This window comes from Catenovulum agarivorans YM01, assembly GCF_000281085.1.
GTDB lineage: Bacteria > Pseudomonadota > Gammaproteobacteria > Enterobacterales > Alteromonadaceae > Catenovulum > Catenovulum agarivorans.
On record NZ_JH767530.1, the window covers coordinates 18,935 to 42,813 of the forward strand.

The window sequence follows — 23,879 nt, forward strand, 5'->3', positions numbered from 1 at the left end:
AGATAGTACAAACCGATATGGTGCTGTACGACAAAGACGGTAATCTTGACCCTAATTTGCGCATTAATCCAGAAACGGGTTTTGCTGAACGCTTGATCCCAATTGAAGGCTCAACTTCTATCGTGAATCAGCAATTCCGCGAAAACTTTTATGCCGACCAAGCAATCAATGCAGCCTACTTAATGGGTAAGTTTGAGGGTGATATCGGCGGTTTTGCTTATACAGGTAACGCGGGCCTTCGTTATGTGTCTACGTCTAATGACGTAATTGGTTCAGGTTTTAACGTAGACGGTAACGAAATTGCTGTATTAACCGAAAACAACTACGAGCACACTCTGCCGACCTTCAACTTAGCCATTGATCTACATGATGATGTAGTACTACGTACCGCCTATTCACAGGCTTTGGTTCGTCCAAATCTACTCGCGCAATCGCCTAGCCCAATATACACCTACGACGAAAACCGAGTAACTTTAGAAAACTCTAAAGCAGAAGTACTGCCTTATACATCTAATAACTTTGACTTATCGTTAGCTTGGTACAACCGTGATGGTTCATCTATTTCTGGTGGTTTCTTCTACAAAGAAATTGAAGGCCAAATAGTGACCGACACAATTTGTCCAGTCGGTGATCCTGAAACAGCTGCCTTCTGGGGTGTAGGAGAGGTCGCAATGGATGGCGCAAACTGTAAAGAGGTTGGTGAATTCGTCACTGATGAAGGTGAAATATACAGCAACCGAATTGTCAAAATTAAACAAACCTACAACAGTGATATTCCGGTAAAAGTATATGGTTATGAGTTTTCGATGCAGCAGAAACTCGACTTTTTACCATACCCTTGGAATGGTTTTGGCGGCAAGCTTAACTTCAGCAAAATCGACGTAGACGAAGGTGCAGGTAGAGCAATGACTAAAATTGCGCCTTACACATCTAACCTGATTGGCTACTGGGAAAATCACGGAGCCAGCATCCAATTTGTATACAACTGGCAAGATGAAAAACTCCTGAGTACAGGCCAAGAATCAGGCACCTTCTTAGGTACTGAGGCGCGTACACAAACCGCTGGTGGTCGAATTGATATGACAGCGAAGTACAAGTTTAAGAAAAGTCTTAAAGGGCTAACCGTTAGCCTTAAAGCAATGAACATCAATAACCGCCAAGAGTACGAATACATAGCCGGTAACGATAAGGCCATTAGCCGAATTCGTTATCAAGGGCGTATTGTCTCGCTTAATCTAGGTTATAACTTTTAATAAACGGGTGACCCCCTAACGATAAATTTATATCGAAAAACATATATTTAAATAAGCTTTTCGATATAAGAAGAACAGAATTTACAGGAAAGATCTAATGAAAAAACAAATTCTGGCCATGTCTGTTATGGCCGCCCTATCTGGATGTGATTTAGACAATCTAGATGACTTAAAGGTAGCCGCTACCTTTGACAATACCTTTAAAACAGAAGTTGGTTTTTCTGGTACCGAAGGTGCTGGTTTTGACGTTGAACTAACCACAGGGCACGGTCAAGCAGAAGGCACTTTAATTGTCAACGACGTAAACTACGGTGAAGCTGAACCTAACTATGAACTCACGCCAGAAGCCATGTATGGCACATTTACTCTGACGTACCTTCAATCAGGTTACGCTACATGGAGCTATGATTTAGATGAGACTCATCCAGAGGTCGCAGCAATTCTGGATGTTGCTGATGCGACACTTACAGATAGCTTGACTATTACCACGCTAGATGGCACCACTAAAATCATCAACTTTATAATTAAAGGGGTAGACCCAACTCTGCCAGCTGACATTAGAGGTGCGTTGATTGCCAATGCTTCTATTCGTGAAACCTCTGCTTTTGGTGCGGTTACAGCGTATGATCCAAACTTTGGCCAATCAAAATTAGTGGCAAATGCGACTTTTGACCCAACCACAGCTGAGCTTACCCCTACCTCATTTGACGACGATGGTAAAGCTGTCGGCATATTATCTGATAAAGGTTATGGCTCACTGTTTATTTCTGAAGGTGGTGCTTGGGAGTTTAAGGTAAATAGAAATGCCAAAAACCCAGAAGATGACACCCAAACACTTAGAGACATGTTACCAGAGCCAGACAGCACACCAGTAACAGACACTGTCACTTTCACCACGGTTGATGGCACTGCAAAAACTATAGATGTAAATATTTTTGGTGCTGTACCCAACTTTGTCGCTCGTATAGTGAATCCTGATCCTGTTTCCACAGATCCTAATGCGAATCAAGGCCATGTTAGTTTCCGCGTCGATATGAATGTTGCTGGAGTGTCTGTCGCCGCAGCTTCCGAAGGAAAATTGGTGTTTAAAGCCAGAATATCAGAGGACCTAACCAAGCCAGCCATCATTAGCATGGCCTGTAATAGCAACTGGCATCCAAGCGCAGAGAACAGAAGGCTTGCTTCTTTTTATATTAAACCTGATGGTCAATTTGAAATGTGGTCAGGTGAGCTCAAACCAGGCTTTGATCACGACGATCGCGGCATTCCATCGTCAATGACAGGCACCGATAATAAAGTAGTTTTCGACCAACGTTTTGTGCCTGGTGAGTGGTCAGAATTTACTTTGACTTGGGAAGGCGCAGGCAAGACAACAAAAGCTTTGCTTGAAATGTGGTTAGACGGTGAAAGATTAACCTCAGATCATCCAGCCATTCCAACCGACCCAACTAAAAAGGTGACAGCACAAAATATTGGTGGTTTTACCGTCAATCAATGTCTGGATCAATTTGCGTTTTATATTAAGAAGAGCGGCGACAACGACACTGGTGGTGTAGGCGAATTTTTAATCGACGACATTCAGTATTACACAGATATCAATGCCATTCCAAAAACCGATGCAGACACCAAGGCCTTGTTGAACGAGAAATTCGCCAACAATGTGCCTGGTGATATGGTTAAGGAGATCACTGTAGGTACTAGCAAACCTTATAGTAGTTATACAACCGAAGATGTTTTGGTTGCTAAAGACTAATAAAGCGCTCGATTAAAATAAAATTAAAGGTAAATAAATGAAACGTAAATTATTAACTTTATCCATTGTCGCAGCGCTAACCGGATGTGGCGGCAGTGATGACCAAGAAGTAATTGGCTTTACACCAAACACTGAAACAGCGCCTGAGTTTGTTGGTGAGTTTTCAGGTATCGCTACCAAACACGCTGAAACAGGCAACCCGACAGGGCAAGTGGTTATTACCGACGCAAGTCCGGGTGAATCACTATTTAGACCGTTAGAAGCAGTTGGCACTTATGGTGAGTTTACAATGAGTGCAAACGGAACATGGACTTATACCCTGTGGGATAACCCAAAAGAATTTTCTGCTACACCAGAGCACCCCGAGGTGACTGCATTAACCAAAGCAGGTTTACCTGATTTGCTTGAAACATTCACGGTAACAACTGCGGATGGTACAGAAAAACAATTTACCGTCATTATTCGTGGCATTGACGAGCCAGCAACTTTTGGTGGCTCTCTTGAACGTGCGGTGTCACGCGATACTGGTAAAGGAGATACTGCCGGTACTGTTATCGTGAGTGATGCAAACCCTGACGAGGCGTCATTCGACCTAACTCAAACCACCACACCTCAAGTTATGTACGGCTCGGCGACGTTTGATCCAACCACAGGTGACTGGACCTATGATCTAGATGAAATGAACGCCGATGTTATGGCCTTAACCGATTCTAGCCAGTCGTTAACCGACAGCTTTACCATCACCTCACTTGATGGTACAGAGCAAATGGTCACAGTGTTGGTATCAGGTGTTGATCCAGTAGCTGCAACCTTTGTTGCGGATAATACTTTGACCACCAATGAAGATGGCACTTTCTCAGCCTTGGTTAGCGTTAATGATGGCAGCTTCGCCAGCTCAATTGCTGTGACTGACCCTAACTATATGGAAGAAACCTTTAAGCCTTTGGATAATGTGGAAACTGCTTTAGGCCATGTGACAATAGACGCAGCTGGTGCTTGGTCGTATAAAATCGACTATAACAAAGATGCAGTTAAAGCGATTTTATCAAATGATGCAGTAGATCCACTACCAACAGCAGCAGACGTATTAACTTTTGAAACCATAGATGGCACTTTAGCGACGGTAAATTTAACTCTTGAAGGTGCACAATTGGTGCCTGCTGTTGTTGATGGTTTACCTATGGTTGAAGATGGTGTTTCATCCTCTGCAGTGAATGTTAATTTGCTCACAACTGCCGGCAGCTTAACCGTTAGTGACACTAATTCGTGGCAAGCAGCCTTTATGCCTGACACTTTGGCCACTACTTACGGTTCATTCACAATTGATGCAGCGGGTAGCTGGAGTTACACGTTAAGCGATGACTCGGTAGCCCTGATTAACGCAGGCACATTGGTTTTACCATTTACTGAGCAAGTGACTGTTAAAGCACAAGATGGTACTGAAGTTACCTTGCCAGTGTCGATTACTTCAGTTGAAGGTGTGAACTATGGTGCTCAAATTGCTGGTGACAGCACAGGAACCAAAGTTTGGGTTATGAAAATACCAGGCCCAACCGAGGCTGTAGGTAAAGCAAGCTTTACTGTTAGAGTACCTGAAAGCAATACCAAAGATGTAAAAATACAGTTCCACGGTTCAGAGTGGCAAGGCGGCGACGTCAAGGTCCACCTACTATCCATGGCTCTACAACCTAGATCAAACGCTATCTTTATTCTTGATGGTACAGGCACCAGCACCACAGGTAATTCAGTCAAGCTTGATCAACCTTTAACTATGGGGGAGTTGTTAAAGTTTGAATTAACTTGGGATGGCTCTGCTGATGCGCTAGCGGCAAACGGCGATAAACCTTTGCTCACGCTAAAACTTAATGGCCAGCCGGTCACGGGCACTGAATCAGCTAGCGGCTCTAGCATTGTTAATGGTGAATTCCCGTCATTCTCAACTGCTGATGTGTCTATGTTAAATAAAGGACCGAAATTCTTTGCGGTCTGGACTAAGGATGATCTGCCGGTCGATCTGGATGATTTTATCGTTTATTCAGATGTTGCTGGTACCACAGAAATCTTTAGTGAACGTTTCGATGCGGATGGCATAGCAGAAGGCGTTGAGTTCACGCCAGATTATATAAATGCAGGCTTAACCAACACCAAAACTACGGGTGTTGAATTCCCTGCAACCGACAAGTTCTTGCGTCTTTCTAATGACGATAGCAACTATGGTGGCACTACCCTTCAATTCCCGAAACAAGAAAAAGGTAGTGTTAGTTTTGATGTTCGAATGTCTACAACTGCCCAAGCAGGTTACGCAAGCCTATTTGGTGCCACAAGTGGTAGCCAGGGAACCGCTCTGGTCGATTTTGAGTTCAATAAGTTTAAGGCCTTTAAAGTAAGAGGAACCACTGATAAACCAGGCTATATCCCTGTCATCCGATACCCTATGGACGAGTGGTTCCCTATCGAACTATCTTGGGATGCGACTGGTGATGGTACTCCAACGGTGATCATGAAGCTCGACGGTCAGTTAGTCACTGAAATTCCAAACTTCACTCTTGCTGCTGACGGCTCTTTTGAATCGAACAGTACCGCTCTTGCCGATATCGCAGATGGTGTGCATAGAATTGCCTTCAAGTGTGGTTTTAAGTTAAATGACCCAGCCAGTGTTTGTGACTTTGATAACGTGGTTGTTAAAGCCGCAGATGGCTCAGAGGTAGCTTCTGAAAACTTTGATAGCCTTGAAGCGGGTGAAGATGCTATTACTCAAGATGAAGTTTTACAAAGTGGTATGAAAACCCTAGGTACTATTCTTAACGCTGATATTGTAGAAAAATAACTTCTCCAATACCCTGCAAACCTAACCTCGCGCGGCTTGGTCGCATGAGGTTACCTATAAACCCCAGCTTTTCAGCTGGGGTTTATTTTTTCAGGCCTACAAATTGAATTCGATAAATTTACTCAGCTTTTATCGACCAAGTACCAGCTGCTAGCTCAAATTTAAAATATTTGTCATCTTCACCAACAAAGTTGATGCCTTGCAATTTGTCCGTGTTATCTGTTGGCCAAATCACACCTGGTTCAAATACTTTTTTATCATTAATGCTGACTGACTTAATATTAAAATAAGCTTTTGGAATACCAAGCGTTGCGTTACTTCCTTGAGGGGATGTTAACTTTATATCTATTGCTTTTTCAGTACGCGAAATTTCAAACTCAATATCCCCTTGTACACTTGGCACCAATTGTTTTATCCGTTTCATGTGCGCCATATTGGGCATAATTTGATATTTTTGCCATGCAACTGCTGTTGGTTCAATACCTGCTATATATCTACTCAACACAGTACTTGGTGCGTTCCAAGCGTGATTTTCAGTGCCTTTTTTATCGCCTAGATATTCAGCGAGGGTTGAAAGCGCTTTATTGTTCACCTGAGCACTGTAACGTGTTTTCATTCGCGCAAGCGCATCTTGGTAGCGCCCAGCAACGGCCATAGCGTTATAAACCATCCACTCAAAGTGTGGACTGGCAAAGTGGTTTGGAATTAACACATTATCAACTATTTGCTGATATTGAGAAGGTTCGGCCAAACCAAATAAAATGGCAATCGCATTGGCTCTGTCATCTTTAAACTTTTCTGGGTTACTACTAAAAAATCCATCTTGCCAGTAGTGTTTTTGATAAGCCGTTTGTATTGAATCGATACGCTTGTTGTACATTGCAATATGCGTGTTATCACCAAGTGCTAACGCCATCTTTTTCGCGGCAACTAACGCGCTGTAATATAACGCATTTTGAATAGCGTCATAGTCAATGGTTTTTTGTGGCCCCCAATCGGTCCAATTCCAAGCTCCGGTTCTTTTGCTGGCTAAACCATCTTCTTTAAGCTCCCACAAAGTTAAATAGCGATGTACATAGGGGTAAGCAAAAGCTAAGGTTTCTTTATCGCCAGTGTTGTAATAATAATGCCAAATGCCTTGTTCAATAAATTGTAAGCTTTGTGCAGGTAATTCACGGAAACGGCCTGGCCCTAAGCCAGCAAAAATGCCGCTTTCACTATCACTAAAAGCCAAAGTTACTGTGATCGCTTTTTTTAATAAATCACGACCCGGTTTATCCATTGAATAGAATAAATAACTCGCCTGATCGGCAACATCACCTATCCACAAGCCACGCTCTCTGTCTGGTGTATCCATAAAGTTGTCGCGCGCACAAATGTATAAAGTGTTTTCTGCCATTTGCCAAATTCGTGTATACCAAGCATCATCGGCTTCAAAATGCCCCGGCGTTTTGCCAACCCCAGTCCAGCGGTATTTTAAGCCATGAACTTTAACCCCTTTCGGAATAGTAAATTCGATAATTCGGCCATTTAACCAAGAGTAAGACTCAAATTGTTGGCGACCTTGTTTCGCGGTATAAAAGGTCTCAATTTTGTTGCGCTTAAAATTAGACGTGATGTGGATTTGCTCGCCGCCTTGCGCTTCAATATCAAAATAAGGGGTAAAGTTTTTATTAAAATCGAGCTTACATTCAATTTTACTGCCGTCAGCAACAAACGGAAATTTTTGCTCAGGAAAATTAACACAATTTGCTAAGCCGTAGTTGGTAAAAGGTGGGATTTCGCTGGCAAACAGTTCGAAAAATGGCGGACGTGGTGGGGAGCGTTTTGTTTTTGTTGTTTGCCAAGCAGAGTCATCATAATCAGGCATATACCAAGCTTGCTGAGTCCAATCGCCCATGTCATGCCTAGCATCATATTTAACTCGCCATGCCGCGAGGCGAATGGGATCGACCTTAACAAAGTCGTTTTTGTAGGCTTTATGCTCTATCGCCTTCCAACTTTTGTCAGAAACTATAATTTGCTCACCCACTTCAGCTTGGAAAAGAAAGCCGCCAGTCATTGCCGAAATATGTGTGCCTTTAGTGCCATTATCCCCCCAGTACCAAGCTAACGCCGCAATGGTGTTGTTACCTTTTTTTAAGTATCGGCTGATATCTATGGTGTCGTAGTACTTATTTGAAGCAATTACATAATTATCAATACGAGGAGACGGTGTAACAGGGCTCGGACCGCCAGTGAAGCCCCCTTCAAAAACCACCATTTCACCATTAATCCACAACCAGTATTTGGTGTCGGCACTAATGTAAGCTTTGGCTTGTTGGTCGAGGTTGTCAATAACAACTTCTTTGCGAAACGCCACCCAAGAGTTTGGGATACTGGCTTGTGTATTACTCCAAATCCAATCAGCTTGCCAGTTGACCGCGAATGATTGAAAACTGGCTCCAATAAATAACAAGGCCAGAGATACTATTATTTTCTTCATAATTTTTGTGTCATTCCTAAATTAGAGCTAAAGCAATATAAATAACGTTATTAGCTGGAGATAAAAGCCAACACATTGCTACATAACAAAGTGTTGGCTTGGATTGCGTGACAGTAATAGCTTTACTTGATGACTGTACGTCGGCTGGCAAACGCTATTAAGGCTAATAGGCTAATGAAGCCAAATGAGCCGCCACCTTCACTTTCTGTCGCAGTGTTAGTGTCTTTACCATCATCAATTGGGTTTGGCTCTGGCTGAGGGGCTGGCTCTGGTTGAGGTGCAGGAGTCGGCGCAGGTGCAGGCGCATTATCAACTACAAAATTAAATGATGTTGTTGCTGTCATATCATTGCTATCCGTTACAACTGCCTCAACTTTGTGACTACCTGCAGCTAAGCCAATTAAAGCCGCAGTGTTCGCGCCTGTCCATTGATAAGGTGCACTTGTTGCTGTTGCTATCACTTGATTATCAATAGATAAAACAACACTTTTAACTATTGCATCTTGAGTTGTTGCGGCGGCGTCAACACTGATAGAGATATCAGTATACCCTTCGGTTAATGACGCCGGCTTTTGACTGAATTCAATAGTTGGTGCGGTTGGCTGAACTGTATCCGCTTCTTCAACAACGTTCAGGGTTAAAAAGGCACTGGCAGTTAAACCTTCACTGTCTGTCGCAACAGCTTCAAAGGTGTGAGTACCAACACCTAAAGGATTAGGGTTAGGTTGATGACAAGGTGTTGGTACTGGGTCTTGCTCACAGCTTATCCAACCCATGGCACCAAATTCATAAGGGGCGTATGCATGGCCGAAGTTCCACGTTGGTTTAGTTTTTGTTTTGATCACGTTACCGTCTTTCTTTAATGTCACCGAGCTGATTTCTCGACCAGGTTCAGCTGTGTCAACATTTAGTGTGATGACCAATTGTTGGTAACCAACAACTAGGGTTAATTCAGGATCAGGGAAGGAAATCGTCGGTGGTTTAGGTGGCACTTTCACAGTAACAGTCATAGTAGCTTGTTGTTTATCACCTGCATTATCTGTTACCTCAGCTTTTAAGGTATGAACGCCCAGCGGCAATGCTAATAATTCGGCAGATTGAGTTGCATCCCAGCTATATGAGTTAGCCGTGGCCGTTTGAACAAATTTATCATTGATAAAAAGCTCAACTTTTTCAACCGTTCGTCCTTCAACTGTAGTGCTTGCATCTACTTGCACTGCAAAATCTTGATAACCTTCTTCAACCGTAACAGCACTTTTATTAAACTTAACTGTTAATGCTGGCGCTGCAGGGCCTAGGTCTAAATCAATCACTTGTAAATAAAGTGGGCGAGCATCAGGGCCTATATCATCCGCGTCCGCTTTTATATGCGCTTCAAGTAGGTAGTAATAAAGTTTGCCATCGCTAATGTAAGGCACGCCTTTTTCAAAGGTTTTGCCTTCGCTTGGCGCATAAACCCGTTCAAAGTTATTGGTACCACCTGCGGCTTTTTCTACATAAGGGCGTCCATTGTCTAGACCAATGATGTAGATGTTATCACCTGAGGTATACAATTCTTCAGCGCCTGCAAATTCAGTTGAAGTGGTAAAATCGTCAGTACCTGCTGGGCGATAAGTGTGTACATAGGTGTGTTTCTTGGCAATAGTATCTGTTACTTTACCAATAAAATGCACATCGCCACGATCCGTGACTGTCCAGTCAAAACCACCGACCATAGAAAAACGGCCAACTTCATCACCCGTAACTTGAACACCCGGCTCCGACACTTTAATTTCATCTGTGTTAATTAACGGCGAGGTTATGGCTTGGTCGTCGTAGTTTTTCCACTTGTTATCACTTTCGTCGAAATATGCACCAAAGAAACCGTTTTGGTATTTATATCTGTCTTTAACTTGACCATTGTTTATACGTTGTTGAAAACCGATACGAATTTTGCCGCCAACGTATTTCATTTCACCATAAACACCATAGTCGTAGTCATTACCACGGTTTTTCGCACCTGGGTAATTAAAATATTTAAAACTATCAAACCATTTAGTGCCGTCATATTTGTTGTACATCAGCGCGCCGTTTTCTGAACGGCCCTTACGCATTAATACATAAAGATCACCTTCATCTGTTAATGAAAATTTTGGATAAGTTAAGGCGGCAAATTTACCGTGATCAACCACGTCAGATAAGGTGATGTGTTTATACTCATCTATTTCGTTATTTGGGTTGTATTTGGCATTAATTGGATCATTTCCGCTGAAATAGTCATCTTTAACAAACAGATCGAGGGTAAATTCATCGTCAGGCACTGTCAGTGCATTGGCTTTCGAGTAATAGTATTTAAAATAATCATTCGCAGCTGAGCCATCTGTCGGGTTGGTTGCCGATAACGAATGTTGATCGAAAATCATATGGATAGATTCATCTTTAGGACTTAAACCTAACCCGATAGTATTGTGCGTTTCGCCAACCCACCAGCGGTTAAGGTAGCCACTATGGCGATGTGGAAACTCAATAGTTGCGCTCGTGCCAGTAAGAGTATTGTAGCGAGTTAACATGACTTTTCTGTCTTGTTTGCCACCACGATACCAAGTCATAAACACATAATTTTTATACGCTTTAATACAGTCGCCATGCGGGTTAATTGCCCGACCAAATATATAATCGTATTGGTGTGCGCCAACATCAGGGTCGTTTAAAGCTGCGGCATAGTCTGAAGCGCCAGATGCTGTTTTTAATGCCTTGCCATTAAAATAAAGCGCCTTGACTGGAGTGCCATTCACTGTCAACGGAATTTCTTGTTCAAGTGTTATCGCGGCATAACTTACTGAAGAAAAACCTGCAGCAATTAAACTTAAGGCAGCATAACTATATTTAGCAAGCTGATTTATTTTAAATTTCATTTGAGGTTATCCCTATTTTATTTTTACCAAAACTTGATGAAATTGAGTGCTTTTGCGCCACAGCAACAGCATTGCCAACAAAAGCGCTGATGAACCAAAACTTCCGCCGGATTCTTCACCTTGTTGATCTTGTGTTGGTATTGAGGTTGGTTTATCACTCACTGTTACTGTCATGCTAGCCTCTGATGTTGCGCCATTGTTGTCGGTTAACACTGCTAGTAATGTATGGGTACCGATAGGAAGCTTACGCAATTCTTCAGTGGTCTGATCCCACTGATATGGTGCCTCAGAGTCTGTGCTAATTACCTTGTTTTTTAGCACCAAATAAACTTGAGCGATTGACGCGATATCGGGTGATGTTTGAGGGTTAACTTTCACCAAAATAGTTTCGTAACCTTTTTCCAATGCCAAAGTTTCACTGGCAAATGAAATAGCAGGTGTAGGTTTTGCTTTTATTGTTAAACTGCGAGTTGCTTGTACGCTAAGCCCTGTATCGTCGGTAACAACCGCTTTTAAATTATGTGTACCTGGCGCAAGGTTTTGCAATTCAGGGCTGGTTTGAGTCCATTCACGTGCGACAGCAGCATCAGAACTTACTTTAGTTCCATCAATGTACAGGTCAACCGTAATATTGCGATTTGCGACTGGCGTGTTTGCTTCCACTGTTATTGAGATTGTTTCATAGCCCTCTGTCAGGGTTAAGCTATCACCAGTAAAAGCTATACTAGGGGTCACATCCACTGCAAAACACGCAAATTTGGAGTCGGACGGTGAAACTGAAAAGCTCGCTGCATCACAAGTGACATTTTGTGTTTGATTGGTTAAATAGGTGAAGTTTTCATTCGCACCAAAAGCAATATCCATAGTGCCAGTTACATGTACAGTTTCGCCTTGCTTGGCAGCATAACTAAACCCTTCTGGGCCCGAAGGTTGAATATCAAGGTCGATGACTTGTAAATGAGTTGTCCGAGTATCGCCAGAGCCCCACTCTAATAAGTAGTAATAGACTTTACCGTCATAGATATACACAACGCCTTTTTCATAAGTTTTACTTTGCGCTGGCGCTGCATAAACTGTAGTAAAGTTATTACTGCCCCCTAAAGCTTGCTGCACAAAAGGTCTACCGTTATCAAGGCCAATTATGTATATATTGTCGCCAGCAGCATAAATTTCAGATGCGCTAGGGAAATCGGTGGATGTAACGAACTCCCCGACGCCGCCTTTTTGATAGTGATGTGAATAAATTGTCCGAATATTTTTACCATCAACTCTTTCACTTACTCGGCCGATCATGTGAACATCTCCCTTGTCAGTTACAGCAAAATCGAAGCCTCCTGTAATACTCACTTGATCACGACCAGTTGCTTCTGGCATCAATGTACTTTGATCAAACACGAAGGTTTCATCCGCTTTAACCAAAGGCATGGTAATTAATTCACCTTTATAGTTTTTCCATTCGGTCGCCCCTGTAGGGTCATCTGAATAAGCGTAATACATGCCTTCGTTTGCATAAAATTTGTCAGGGCGATTTAAGCGTCGTTGAAAACCAATTCGTATTTTGCCATCTTGGTATTTCATTTGCCCATAAATACTCCAGTCGTCTATTTCACCTTGGCTTTGCGCCTTTAATACGTTAAAACGCTGAAAGTTGGTCCATTTAGATTGCTCTGGCAGGTATCTGTTAAAGACAATTCCACCATCATGAGATGTGCCTTGGCGCATGTGCATTAGCAAGTCGTTTTGGTCATTCAAAAAGAACCCTGGATAAGTCAACTGTTGAAACGCTGAGACATTTTCAACGCCAGTCATAGTTACGTGATTGTAATCGTTTGGGCCTTCGCTATTTGGTCCTGTATCTTTGACAAACTGAGCAAGGGTGAATTTATCGTCCTCGACGCTTGCTGCACCAGGCAGGCTATAGGCATAGCGGAAATAGTCGTGTTTAAAACTACCATTACCACCAGTGTCTTTCCCTGGGCTATATGCATGCATATCAAACAATAAGTGAATGGTTTCGTCTTTCGGGCTAATGCCTACAGCGATAGTATTGTGAGTTTCCCCTACCCACCATCGGCCTTCAAAACCTGTATGTTGATGTGGGAATTCGATATCAACTTTTGCGCCTGTTTTAGTGTTGTAGCGAGTTAACATCATATGACGATCTAAAATGCCACCTCTATACCAAGTCATAAAAATGTAGTCTTTATAAGCTTTTATCGCGTCACCATGCGGTACAATAGAGCGTCCGTAAGCGTAGTTATATTTCTGCCCTTCGACATAAGGTTCATTTCTAGCCTGCGTAACTGACTTTTTCTCACCGTCAAAATATAAAGCTTGATCGCTCACTTCAATTTCTAGTTCAAGCTTCGCTGTTGCAAAACTGTTAGCTGCAAACAACATTGACGCGACGGGTATCAACAACCGTTTAAGTATATTGCTCGAATGATAGAACCTAGGCCCTATGTCCATAACTTTCCCCTTTGATTGATATAATTATGTATTTCTAGGCCAGCCGCACTTACAACAATATTTTTATGTTTGAGCAACAAACAAACCTATCTATATTCATAAGTAAGCAAACAATATTATTGATACCCCTTCAGGCGGAATTAAATGCAATTAAAGAGGTTGGTTTATGAATGGACGTTTAATGGTCTTGCCGAGGTAGACAGGTTAAAACCCCATCATTTTGATGGGGCTATTTTTGCTAGGCTAGGCGCAAATTAAGGCGCATAAGTGAGCACTTCCTCAACTGAAAATTTGTCAGTGCCGTCTAGTTCTTCTGGTAAAATATTTTTACCTAACGATAATTCAGCTCGGCTAAACATAGGCAAAGCCAATTTATTCAGCTGAGCTTTAGCCCCTCCGCCAGTAATTTGTCTCCATTGCCAGGTTTTTTCACCTGTCATATATGGCACTACAAATTCAAAGCCTTTTTGTAAACTCGCCCCTTCTTCGCTGCGGTATGACCATAAATCTACATTAATGTGCCTGCTGGCTAAGTCAGCAATTCTGGCCAATGCCCATAAATTATTCACTGTGTAGTTAACAGATTTGGTTCTTGCAAGCTCCAGTGGTTGGCTGCCATCTGCTGCAATTTGTGCTGCTACACGGGTTGTTTTAGCCGCTTCAATTTTTGCTTTGGCCGCTAGCGTTTTGCCTAAATAAATCATTAAACCTATGGCTTGATAGTCATAGTTGGTGCCGTGATTATTGCTGCGCGTATCTTCTAGCAAACCAAATTCACTTGTGGTTAACCAGATATAATAATCGTTAAACCACTTGTCCATTGCGCTTTTATCAGCTTGGTTCCACAACTTATTCTGATTAATTAACTGCACTGTAGTGACTACTTTGCCTATGTCAGTCCAATCTATTACCGCAAAGTTAGTACCGTCGGCCTTGCCTGGGATTGCTTTACCGTAATCAACATTAGGATTCATTTTAGTTGCTGGGTTTACAAACCAGGTATGAACAATTTCTTTGGCTTTATTTAGGTACTTTGTATCTTCAGAATAAACGTATGCTAAGTTGAGGGTATTGAGCGACTTAAGCATAGCTTTTCGGCGCGCCCAATCGGTTGCTGAGCCTGCGCTGTCTTTGTTAAAAACACCATCTTTATAAACCCAAGGTAATCCATTAGCTTTGGTTTCATCTGGATGATAGTAGGAACCGATAGTATGGTAATCGTGAATATCACCACTGGCGGCTACTAAAGTTTTATTGGTTACTGGGTCTACCGCTTTGCTTAGCTCTTTATCCGCTTGCTGTATAAGGCTTTTGTAGGCAGCCAAATACTTTGGCTGTTTTTCTGCAATCGCTTGTTTGGCTTTGTTTAGCCTTTGTGTATCTAAATAAATTAGATTGCTGCCAACTTCACTGCCCCACCATTTATTTTGCGGCGAATAATCTTTATCTAAATAACTGTCATGCTTTTTGTCCAGCTTAGGCATGGTTTTGTGCTTTATTTTTTCAAATCTAGCTTTGCGTTTGGCTGGATCATATTCAGAGTTGGGGGTTGGAAATTGAGCATTCGTTGCCTTTAACCAACCTTGTAATAATGTGTTTAATCTTTGTGCCTGCGCTGTCTGGGTAGCGGACAAATCGTTTTGTTCGCCTATGTCGTTTACTAAGTTATAAAGCTCAATACGTTGGTCTTCATGATAGTAAATGAGCTTCCAATCCCCTTGTCGAATAATTGAAGAAGGCTCTCCCCCATGATTACCATAATGCGGAAAATGCCAAAACAATGGACGTTCAGCAGTTTGTTTTCCGTTAAGTAGAGGTTTTAGGCTGATACCATCTAATTTATGTTCAGAGTTTGGTTGAATGCCCGCTAAGTCTAATAATGTTGGATATAAATCTATGCCCGACACAGGCACAGCAACATCAGAACCATTTGCCGCCATACCAGGCGCATAAATGTAGTAAGGCACACGAATGCCACCTTCAAATTGAGAACCTTTACCACCTCGATATGGCAAACTGCTGGTACCGTGTCCATCACCTGTTGCCAAACCACCATTGTCTGATGTAAATACCACTATAGTATTTTTATCTAGCCCTTTGGCTTTTAGTGCTTGCAACACTACACCAACAGCAGTATCCATAGACTCAACTAAACCGGCGAAAATAGGATTGTCTTGAATTTGCCTAACCGCGCCACGGCGATCAAACTCAAACCTTGCTTGAGTCGCTGCTAAATTTTGTTGCTCCGCTTTATCTCGATACTTTTCCCATAATGCTTTTGTTGATTGAATTGGTGCATGCACTGCATAAAACGACAGGTAAGCAAAAAAAGGTTTGTCACCTTGCTGGCGTTGAATATATGCAGCCGTTTCTTGCGCAAGCCTCAGCGTGAGCGATTCACCATCAGGGCCATCTTTTAACTTTGGATTGGCGTATGGAGAGAAGTAGCCGCCTTTAGGTGTACCAGTATCCCAGCCCGCCACGTTGGTATTAAAACCATGATCTTCTGGGTGTGAACCAACATCACCTAAATGCCATTTACCAGCAAAAAACGTGTCATAACCATTGTTTTGAAATTGCTCTGCAATGGTCACTTCGCTGTGTTCTAACACATGTTTATAGTTGGCGGGATCGTGACTATCAAAACGTCCACGCGCTCGCCACGCTGCACCGTATTTATCGCCTATCCAAGTAGTAATTCCGTGATTAGTTACATATTTACCCGTTAACAGTGATGCCCGTGATGGACTACACACCTGCGAAGCCGCATAACCTTGAGTAAAGCGTACGCCTTTTTGCGCCAAAGCATCTATATTAGGTGTTTCATAAAAGCTTGAACCTTCAACACCTAGGTCTTTAATTCCTAAATCATCCACCAATACAAATAGAACATTTTTGTGTTGTGGTGACTGGTTAGCTTGGGCGCTATCTTGCTCTTGCATGCCTGCACTGCTGCAGCCCGCAATAGTGCCAACCATAGCTAAACCAGCACAAATCAAGCTAAATCTGCTCATAAAAAAATTCGACATATACAACCTATACTAATAATGATTTAAACCATTAACCAGAATCCCAAACCGACTGAAGCAAGCAGGCAAACCATAGCTTGTAAAAGAGGTTTAAAATTTAATTGGTCTTGAGGGTTAATTTGATTAACTGGCTTTTTGCCAGAGAACATTGCGCGCACTAAGTTTTCATTTTTAACTAACAAATAGAAGAATACAGCAACTAAATGCAGCCAAATAAGCGCGACTAAAATATTAAAATTGATAGCGTGCAACTGGGTAAAGGTGTCTGACATATCTTTGGTTATCGAGTCAGATAACGCGCCGCTGAATCCTAAGTCGTCATTCGCATACATGCCCGACAGCAATTGAAAGCCAATTATCAGCAACATCATTATCACCATCCAACCACCAGCAGGGTTATGACCAGACGAATGCGGCGCATTTAACGTTAGTGACGCTTTTAAATAGCTAAGTGCAGACAAAGGGCTTGTTAAAAAATGTGTAAACCTTGCTGTAGTTGAGCCAATAAAACCCCAACAAATACGAAAAATAATTAACCCCAGTAATGCATGCCCAATTAATTCGTGTTGTTCAATCATGCGATTTTCTATGGTGTACCAAGCCGCTAAAATAAGTGTGACCAATAACCAATGAAATAAGCGGGTTGCAAAATCCCAAACTTTAATTTGTTTCATTCTTTAACCCCTTTCAACAACGTGCAGGCGAATGCCTTGCTGGGTAAATTTTTCTAGCAAAACTTGGTCAACTATCTTGCTGTCTGCAAAAACTGTCTTCAAGTTAGGTAAATTCATCACCTGTTCGAGCAACTGCGCAGTCGCTTGAGTTTGGCTAATGTTTAAACTCTGCAACTCAGTCATCTCTATGAGTGCTTGAGCAGATGCATCGGTAATACCACTGCGGTTTAGATTAAGCTCAGCAATTAATTCAGCAACAGGTTGGAAGGCAGTTAACTGCTGATCGGTTATTGGCATTGCCGAATGACTCAAGTTGACGGACAACAAATGACTGGTTCGAGCTAAGTAACTAACCGACGATGGAAATTGATTTTGTAATGCTGAAACTTGCGGCTGCAACGGTTCACGTAACTGCTCAATATGCTGCCAGTTAATATCAGCAAACTTAATCACCTTAGCTTTTGCTGGCGCTTCGGGAAAATCATCTTCGGTAAGCTCACCCGAACCGCCTTTAGCTAACCATAATTTAATGAGTTCAAGTTCAGCTTCTGAGTGCCGCTCGCGTCCATAAGGTGGCATAGCCAGCCTGTCGTCGGCGGGTAATTTCATCCGCTCTACTAACAAATTATTTTCAGCGACAGTTAAATCAGCTTCACTTCGCCCTGAAAAGGTCAGTTGACGATAAGAATCTAAGCGTAAATGGCCTTTATCCTTATTGCCGTCATGGCATGACACACAATATTTTTCAAATATTGGATCGATTCGCTGATTATAAAATGAGTTTTCCTTTGCCTGTAAAATGGGCACTAAACCAATTGATTCTTTGATGTTTTGCACCCATTCAGCTTGGCTTTGAATAAACATCACAATCCACAATATACTTAGCGCAAGCACAAAGTATAAATAGCGTTTAGCCTTTAATTGTTGCTTTGGAGTAACTTGGTTCATAATAACAACTGCTCTGGTTACGCCAATATTTGGCTGACGATTTTTGGATGTGTTATGCCAGTTAAACGCTGGTTTAACCCTTGGAAACGGTAGTTTAAATCGTAATGATTAAATCCGAGCTGATAGAGCATAGTTGCGTGAAAATCAGCAATTTCGACTTTGTCTTTTACTATTTCGTAACCAAGTTCGTCTGTTTCGCCATGGGTGTAACCACCTTTAACACCAGCACCTGCCATCCACATGGTATATGCATCTGGATGGTGATCTCTTCCCGCATAAGGCGCATCTTGTCCACCACGATTTTCTAACATTGGCGTGCGACCAAATTCGCCGCCCCAAATAACCAGCGTGTCTTCCAACAGACCTCGTTGTTTTAAATCAGTTAACAACGCCGCCATTGCTTGGTCTGTGTTTTTACATAAGTCGACAAAACCGTGGTGTAACGAGCCATCTTTACCCGAACCATGCGAGTCCCAACCATAATCAAATAGTTGAATATAACGCACACCGCGCTCCGCCAAGCGCCGAGCGACTAAACAATTGTTAGCAAAACTTGCTTCGCCAGGTTTACATCCATAACTGTCTAACGTTGCTTGTGATTCTTGCTGAATATCAAAGGCGTCAGATGCTTCAATTTGCATGCGATAAGCCATTTCATATTGTGAGATGCGCGTTAATGTTTCTGGATCACCAAAGGTGTCGTAACTTTGCTGATTGATATTTGCAATAGCGTCTAATACCCTTCTGCGCAATGGCCGACTGACACCTTCAGGATTACTTAAATACAATACAGGATCACCTTGAGAGCGACATTGCACCCCTTGGTATACGCTAGGCAAAAAACCAGATCCCCAGAGTTGTTTACCACCGTCAGGCGCGTTTGAACCAGACAATAATGAAACAAAACCCGGTAAATTTTGATTCATTGTGCCTAAACCATAAGTAACCCATGAGCCAATAGAGGGTTTACCCGATAAAGGCGAACCTGTATGCGCCAATACTTGTGCTGGAGCATGGTTAAACTGATTGGTTTTCATTGATTTAATAAAACAAATGTCGTCAACGTGCTTGGCTAGATGTGGCATACGGTCAGACACCCAAGCCCCACACTCACCATGTTGTTTAAATGGAAACTGTGGCCCTAACAATTTGGGTGTGCCAGATATAAATGCAAATTGTTTGCCTTCTAAAAAGGCTTGCGGCGTATCTTTGCCATTGTATTTTTCTAATACGGGTTTGTAATCAAACAACTCAAGTTGACTTGGCGCGCCAACCATGTGCATGTAAATTACACGTTTAGCTTTTGCTGGATACTGCGGGGGTAATGGCGCCAACGGCTGAGTCATTGGTCTTGAAAAATCAAGTTGCTGGCCTGCAGCATAGGCATTGTTAGTCATTTGCGATGCCAGAAATGCTCCACCCAACATATAACCAGATTGAGTTAAAAATTCGCGTCGTGTTTGATGCTGAATTTGTTTTAATCTTAAATGATTTAGCTCTGCAGTCGAGGCTATAGCGTCGCTGCCATTTGTTTTAAAAAAATGCTTCATATCGTCCCCCACTACCTAACTAAGGCTTCATCAAGGTTTAATAAAATAGAGCCCATCGCAGCCCATTTGTCGGCATGGCGCTGCAACTCAGTATTGCGACTAGCCATTAATTCATTGTCTATTTCAGCCAAAGCAGCGGTTAGGCTTTGCAACTCTTGTTGAGTAGGCTGGCGCGACAAAACTTGTTTAAATCCAAATTCGATACCCGCTTGTTCGTTTGCTGCTTGTTGCATTTGGTTGCCTAATGCTTGAGCGGCTTCATGGTAAACAGGATCGTTGAGTGTCACTAATGCTTGAAGTGGCGTATTGGTTGGTATTCGTCGCTCGTGACTAAATTCGCGGGTTTCCATATCAAAGGTTAAAAAACTTGGGTACATGAATGCGCGTTTAATAAAGGTGTAGATAGCGCGACGATAACGCTGCTCATCTGTTGCATCTGTCCATTCTTTTATAACTTTTCCAGGATGCCCCCAAATACCTTCAGGTTGTGGTGGCATGACTGGCTCGCCACCAATTTGATGATAAATTAAGCCACTGGCGGTTAATGCTTGGTCGCGGATCATTTCGGCAGATAAGCGCTGTCTTGGACCTCGAGCATAAAGTTGATTGTGCGGGTCTAACTCGAATAACTCTGGTTTTACAGTGGCATCTTGCTGATAAGCATGACTCATTACCATAAATTTCAGCATGGCTTTCATATCCCACTTCAACTCTTGTTGAAATTTAATAGCCAACCAATCTAATAATTCAGGATGTTTCGGCAAAGCTCCGGCACTGCCAAAATCTTCTAGTGTTTCAACAATACCAATACCAAATAAACGATGCCATAAACGATTTACCGCAACTCTAGCGGTGAGAGGTTGCTCTGGTTGAAAAAACCATTTTGCAAAACCTAAACGATTTTTTTCACCAGCAAATTCAGGGAAAATTTTCGGTGTATTTGGCGCTAACAGTGGGCCTACTTTAGCTATCATATTGCCGCGGTTGAATTTAGCGATACCTCGAGCATCCCATACATCTTGCTCTAACATCACTGGCATTTCATAACCATCAATGCCTTCTATTTTCTGACTTAATTCGCCATAGCGTCTAACATTTTGCTGACGCTCATCGCTCATCGCATAATCAGACCACCCCTTATAATTTGTTGCTTCAATTCGCACTCGATGTAAACGCGCCTGCAAACTATCGGCACGAATGCCCTGTTGTGTTTGCGCAAGTTCAAACTCAAGTTTATCCCCAGCTTGTAACTCTAGAGGGGTTTGTAATACCGCAACACTCCAGCGTGGCTGGTAAAGGTGGTGAGCATACCAGCCAACGCCTTTGCCTGTGCTAAAACCATCATTAGTTGGTAATGTACTCAGTTCGGACAATTGAGTGTGCATCACTTCGGTTGTGTTAGCTAAATACGTTTTTACAGCTAGTTGTCTACGCTCGCCATTTGCGCTTAGCAGATAAATTTTTACATCTTCAATTTGAAAGCGTTTTTCAGGTGTGTGCCGAGCTTGCTCTGGGTTTTGTGGCAGTGCGATTAACTTGAGTGAATTAATGCTTTGTGGCTGCTTAAACGCCTGAGTTGCCAGGTGATAATACACACGTGTTTCATATTTGCCTGCATCAAAATATTCGCCGTCTTTCACCTTAAATTGGCGTAAACCTTGCTGCTCTAGTACTTTTAATTGTTTTAAACCAACCTCTATCCAATTCTCGTAATACTGAAGGATGCTTTTTCCCTCAGCTTTTCGTTTAGCGTTGGTTTCTTGCATAAATTTTACAAACTCATCCAAACCACGATATTCATCACCAACAGCAGACTCGATATTAAGTTGCTGCCAAGGTGTATTTGACTGTGCAGTTTGCTGGTTTAATAAAAACGCTTGTTGCGCTTCATACTCACGAATTTGCGTCATTTCTTCTTGAATCAAAAATGCGGGCTGCTTTTGCTCTTCATTTTTGGCCAATTTATACAAAGGTTTGTAATCTCGATAATCAGCATCTTTTGAGGTATTAAAAAAACTCAATGAAGTGTAATAAGCTTCGTGTTCAATCGGATCATATGGATGTGCATGGCATTGCACACAATTCATGGTCATTGCATTTAAAACTGACCAAGTGGTCGCGTTGCGATCCATTACAGCCACCATACGAAACTCTTCGTCGTCGGTTCCACCTTCGCTATTTGTTGGCGTTTGCCGATGAAAGCCCGTTGCTATCACATCATCTAAAGTGCGATTTGCTAGTAGGTCACCAGCAAGTTGTTCTATGACAAATTGATCATAAGGTTTATTGGCGTTAAACGCCTCAATAACCCATTGTTTGTATGGCCATGTGTCGCGCTCTTCGTCACGCGTGTAGCCGTGACTGTCGGCATAACGCGCCAAATCCATCCACATTGCAGCCCAGCGTTCGCCATATCTAGGCGAGGCCAATAATCTGTCGACTTGTTTTTCAAATGCATCAGCACTGCTGTCTGCTAAAAATGCATCTATTTCAGTTGGTGTAGGCGGCAAACCAATTAAGTCAAAAGAAACTCGACGAAGTAGAGATTCTTTGGTTGCCAGCGAGGTCAATGATAAGTTTTGCGACTCAAGTTTGTTTTGTAAAAACGCATCAATTTCATTATTGATAACAGCCGTGTTGTTAACCGTTGGAACTGGGTGTTTCACAGGAGGATTAAATGCCCAATGCTCTTCCCATTCCGCGCCCTGCTCTATCCATTTTCTCAGCAATTTAATTTCGTGCTCAGGCAATGGCGCACCTTTGTATGGCATACGAATATTTGGATCTTTCGCTTCTACTCGAGCAATCAACTCAGACGCATCAGGATCACCAGGCACTATAGTTAAACGGCCAGAATGACCACGCGCTAAAGCTTCTTCACGATAAATAAACGACACATTGGCCTGTTTACCAACACCGCCATGACACCCCGTACAGCTTTTATTCAAAATGGGTCGAATATGCTGATTAAATGATATTTTTTCTGCAGGGTCGATATCTGTTTGTTGTGAGCATCCAAACAACAAACTACTGGAAAGGATTAAACCGAGCTTAACAATTATATTTTTTGTCATTGTTCGTTACCTCATCTTATTGCAAATCGTAACGAACGATACGACCCCAATGATTCCACTCACTGATATACAAATTGCCGTCTTTATCAAAAGTAATTCCATGTGGTGCTGTAAACACGCCTTGGCGCCATTTATCTGGGCCAGTCATGTTAGTATTGACCTCTTGCGCAATGTCATTGGTTCCTAGGGTTTTTATTGTTTTGCCTGTTTTGTCGATTAAACTGACTCGTCCACTAATTTCGGCAACTGCAGCTATATTCCCACGAAAATCTACTGAGCTTGGACGCCTTAGGTTTTCAGCATAAACGCCTATATAAGCACCATCTAAACTCATGTGCACCAAACGCCCGACTTTACGGTCGGTACACATTAAGCGATTAGGTTCAAATCGAGGATCAATATGAATTTTGTGACAATTGTGGAAGTTGTAAGGTGCATCACGACCACCAAATGTAGTTAAGTAATTGCCCTTGGCATCAAATTTGTGGATAAAATCTTTCCCATACCCATCCACAACGTACATATAACCTTGGCTGTCGACAGCTATGGCGGTTAAACTAAGCTCAGGTCTGGGCTCATTATTTGGCCTAACACCACTGCTATGATATTGAGTTGGGACAGCCGCTTTAGCATCAATATTTAAAACAACTTCGCCTGCCAAAGTCATTTTTATCAGTCGTTGTTGTTTGAGCGCAGCGCCATAAATATATTCAATGCCATCGTTATCTTGATGGATAACAAAACCATGAAAATCGTCTGGTGCATTGGGTAAATTACCTAGGTATTGGCCTTGCGCTGAATAAATACGCACTGTACCTACTTCAATATCTTTCTTACCCATAGTGCTGACATAGAACTTGCCGTCAGCCGCTACGTCTATTTCTCCATGCGCTTTACCAATCACCTCAGAGCCATCGGCTAAA

12 protein-coding genes are annotated in these 23,879 nt (G+C 42.4%); 3 read left to right on the forward strand and 9 right to left on the reverse strand.

The features are described 5' to 3' along the window. From WSC_RS25320 to WSC_RS0113485, 3 genes are all read left to right on the forward strand, one after another. Positions 1-1,253 (forward strand): TonB-dependent receptor domain-containing protein (locus tag WSC_RS25320; protein WP_040394565.1); only part of this gene is annotated, 1,253 nt, incomplete at its 5' end. A gap of 97 nt (positions 1,254-1,350) precedes the next feature. Further along, on the forward strand, positions 1,351-3,006 hold the full coding sequence (locus WSC_RS0113480) for a VCBS domain-containing protein (protein ID WP_020477109.1): 1,656 nt from the start codon (positions 1,351-1,353) through the stop codon (positions 3,004-3,006). A gap of 37 nt (positions 3,007-3,043) precedes the next feature. Beyond that, on the forward strand, positions 3,044-5,833 hold the full coding sequence (locus WSC_RS0113485; RefSeq protein ID WP_020477110.1) for a VCBS domain-containing protein: 2,790 nt from the start codon (positions 3,044-3,046) through the stop codon (positions 5,831-5,833). Between the two features lie 118 nt (positions 5,834-5,951). Here WSC_RS0113485 and WSC_RS0113490 read toward each other — a convergent pair whose 3' ends face one another. The 9 genes from WSC_RS0113490 to WSC_RS22835 all read right to left on the reverse strand — a co-directional run. Then, on the reverse strand, positions 5,952-8,318 hold the full coding sequence (locus WSC_RS0113490; RefSeq protein ID WP_016956463.1) for an alpha-L-rhamnosidase-related protein: 2,367 nt from the start codon (positions 8,316-8,318) through the stop codon (positions 5,952-5,954). A 122-nt stretch (positions 8,319-8,440) separates the two neighbouring features. After that, positions 8,441-11,212: an Ig-like domain-containing protein gene (locus WSC_RS24230; protein ID WP_016956464.1), complete on the reverse strand. Its 2,772-nt coding sequence runs from the start codon at positions 11,210-11,212 to the stop codon at positions 8,441-8,443. A 12-nt stretch (positions 11,213-11,224) separates the two neighbouring features. Then, the gene (locus WSC_RS24235; RefSeq protein WP_082196179.1) at positions 11,225-13,681 is read right to left on the reverse strand and encodes a BNR-4 repeat-containing protein; all 2,457 of its coding nucleotides are present in this window, start codon (positions 13,679-13,681) and stop codon (positions 11,225-11,227) included. Between the two features lie 254 nt (positions 13,682-13,935). Next, a complete protein-coding gene (locus WSC_RS24650; RefSeq protein WP_016956467.1) occupies positions 13,936-16,710 on the reverse strand; it encodes an alginate lyase family protein in 2,775 nt (924 codons plus the stop codon). 23 nt (positions 16,711-16,733) lie between these two features. Further along, positions 16,734-17,384, reverse strand: a complete 651-nt coding sequence (locus WSC_RS0113515) for a cytochrome b/b6 domain-containing protein (protein WP_016956468.1) — start codon at positions 17,382-17,384, stop codon at positions 16,734-16,736. 3 nt (positions 17,385-17,387) lie between these two features. Then, the gene (locus WSC_RS0113520; RefSeq protein WP_016956469.1) at positions 17,388-18,332 is read right to left on the reverse strand and encodes a c-type cytochrome domain-containing protein; all 945 of its coding nucleotides are present in this window, start codon (positions 18,330-18,332) and stop codon (positions 17,388-17,390) included. Between the two features lie 17 nt (positions 18,333-18,349). Next, positions 18,350-19,882, reverse strand: coding sequence for a DUF1501 domain-containing protein (locus WSC_RS0113525; protein WP_016956470.1), 1,533 nt, complete (start codon positions 19,880-19,882; stop codon positions 18,350-18,352). Positions 19,883-19,893: 11 nt separating this feature from the next. Further along, positions 19,894-22,956, reverse strand: a complete 3,063-nt coding sequence (locus WSC_RS24240; protein WP_016956471.1) for a PSD1 and planctomycete cytochrome C domain-containing protein — start codon at positions 22,954-22,956, stop codon at positions 19,894-19,896. Between the two features lie 16 nt (positions 22,957-22,972). Then, a partial coding sequence (locus WSC_RS22835) for an NHL repeat-containing protein (protein WP_016956472.1) occupies positions 22,973-23,879 on the reverse strand: 907 nt, incomplete at its 5' end.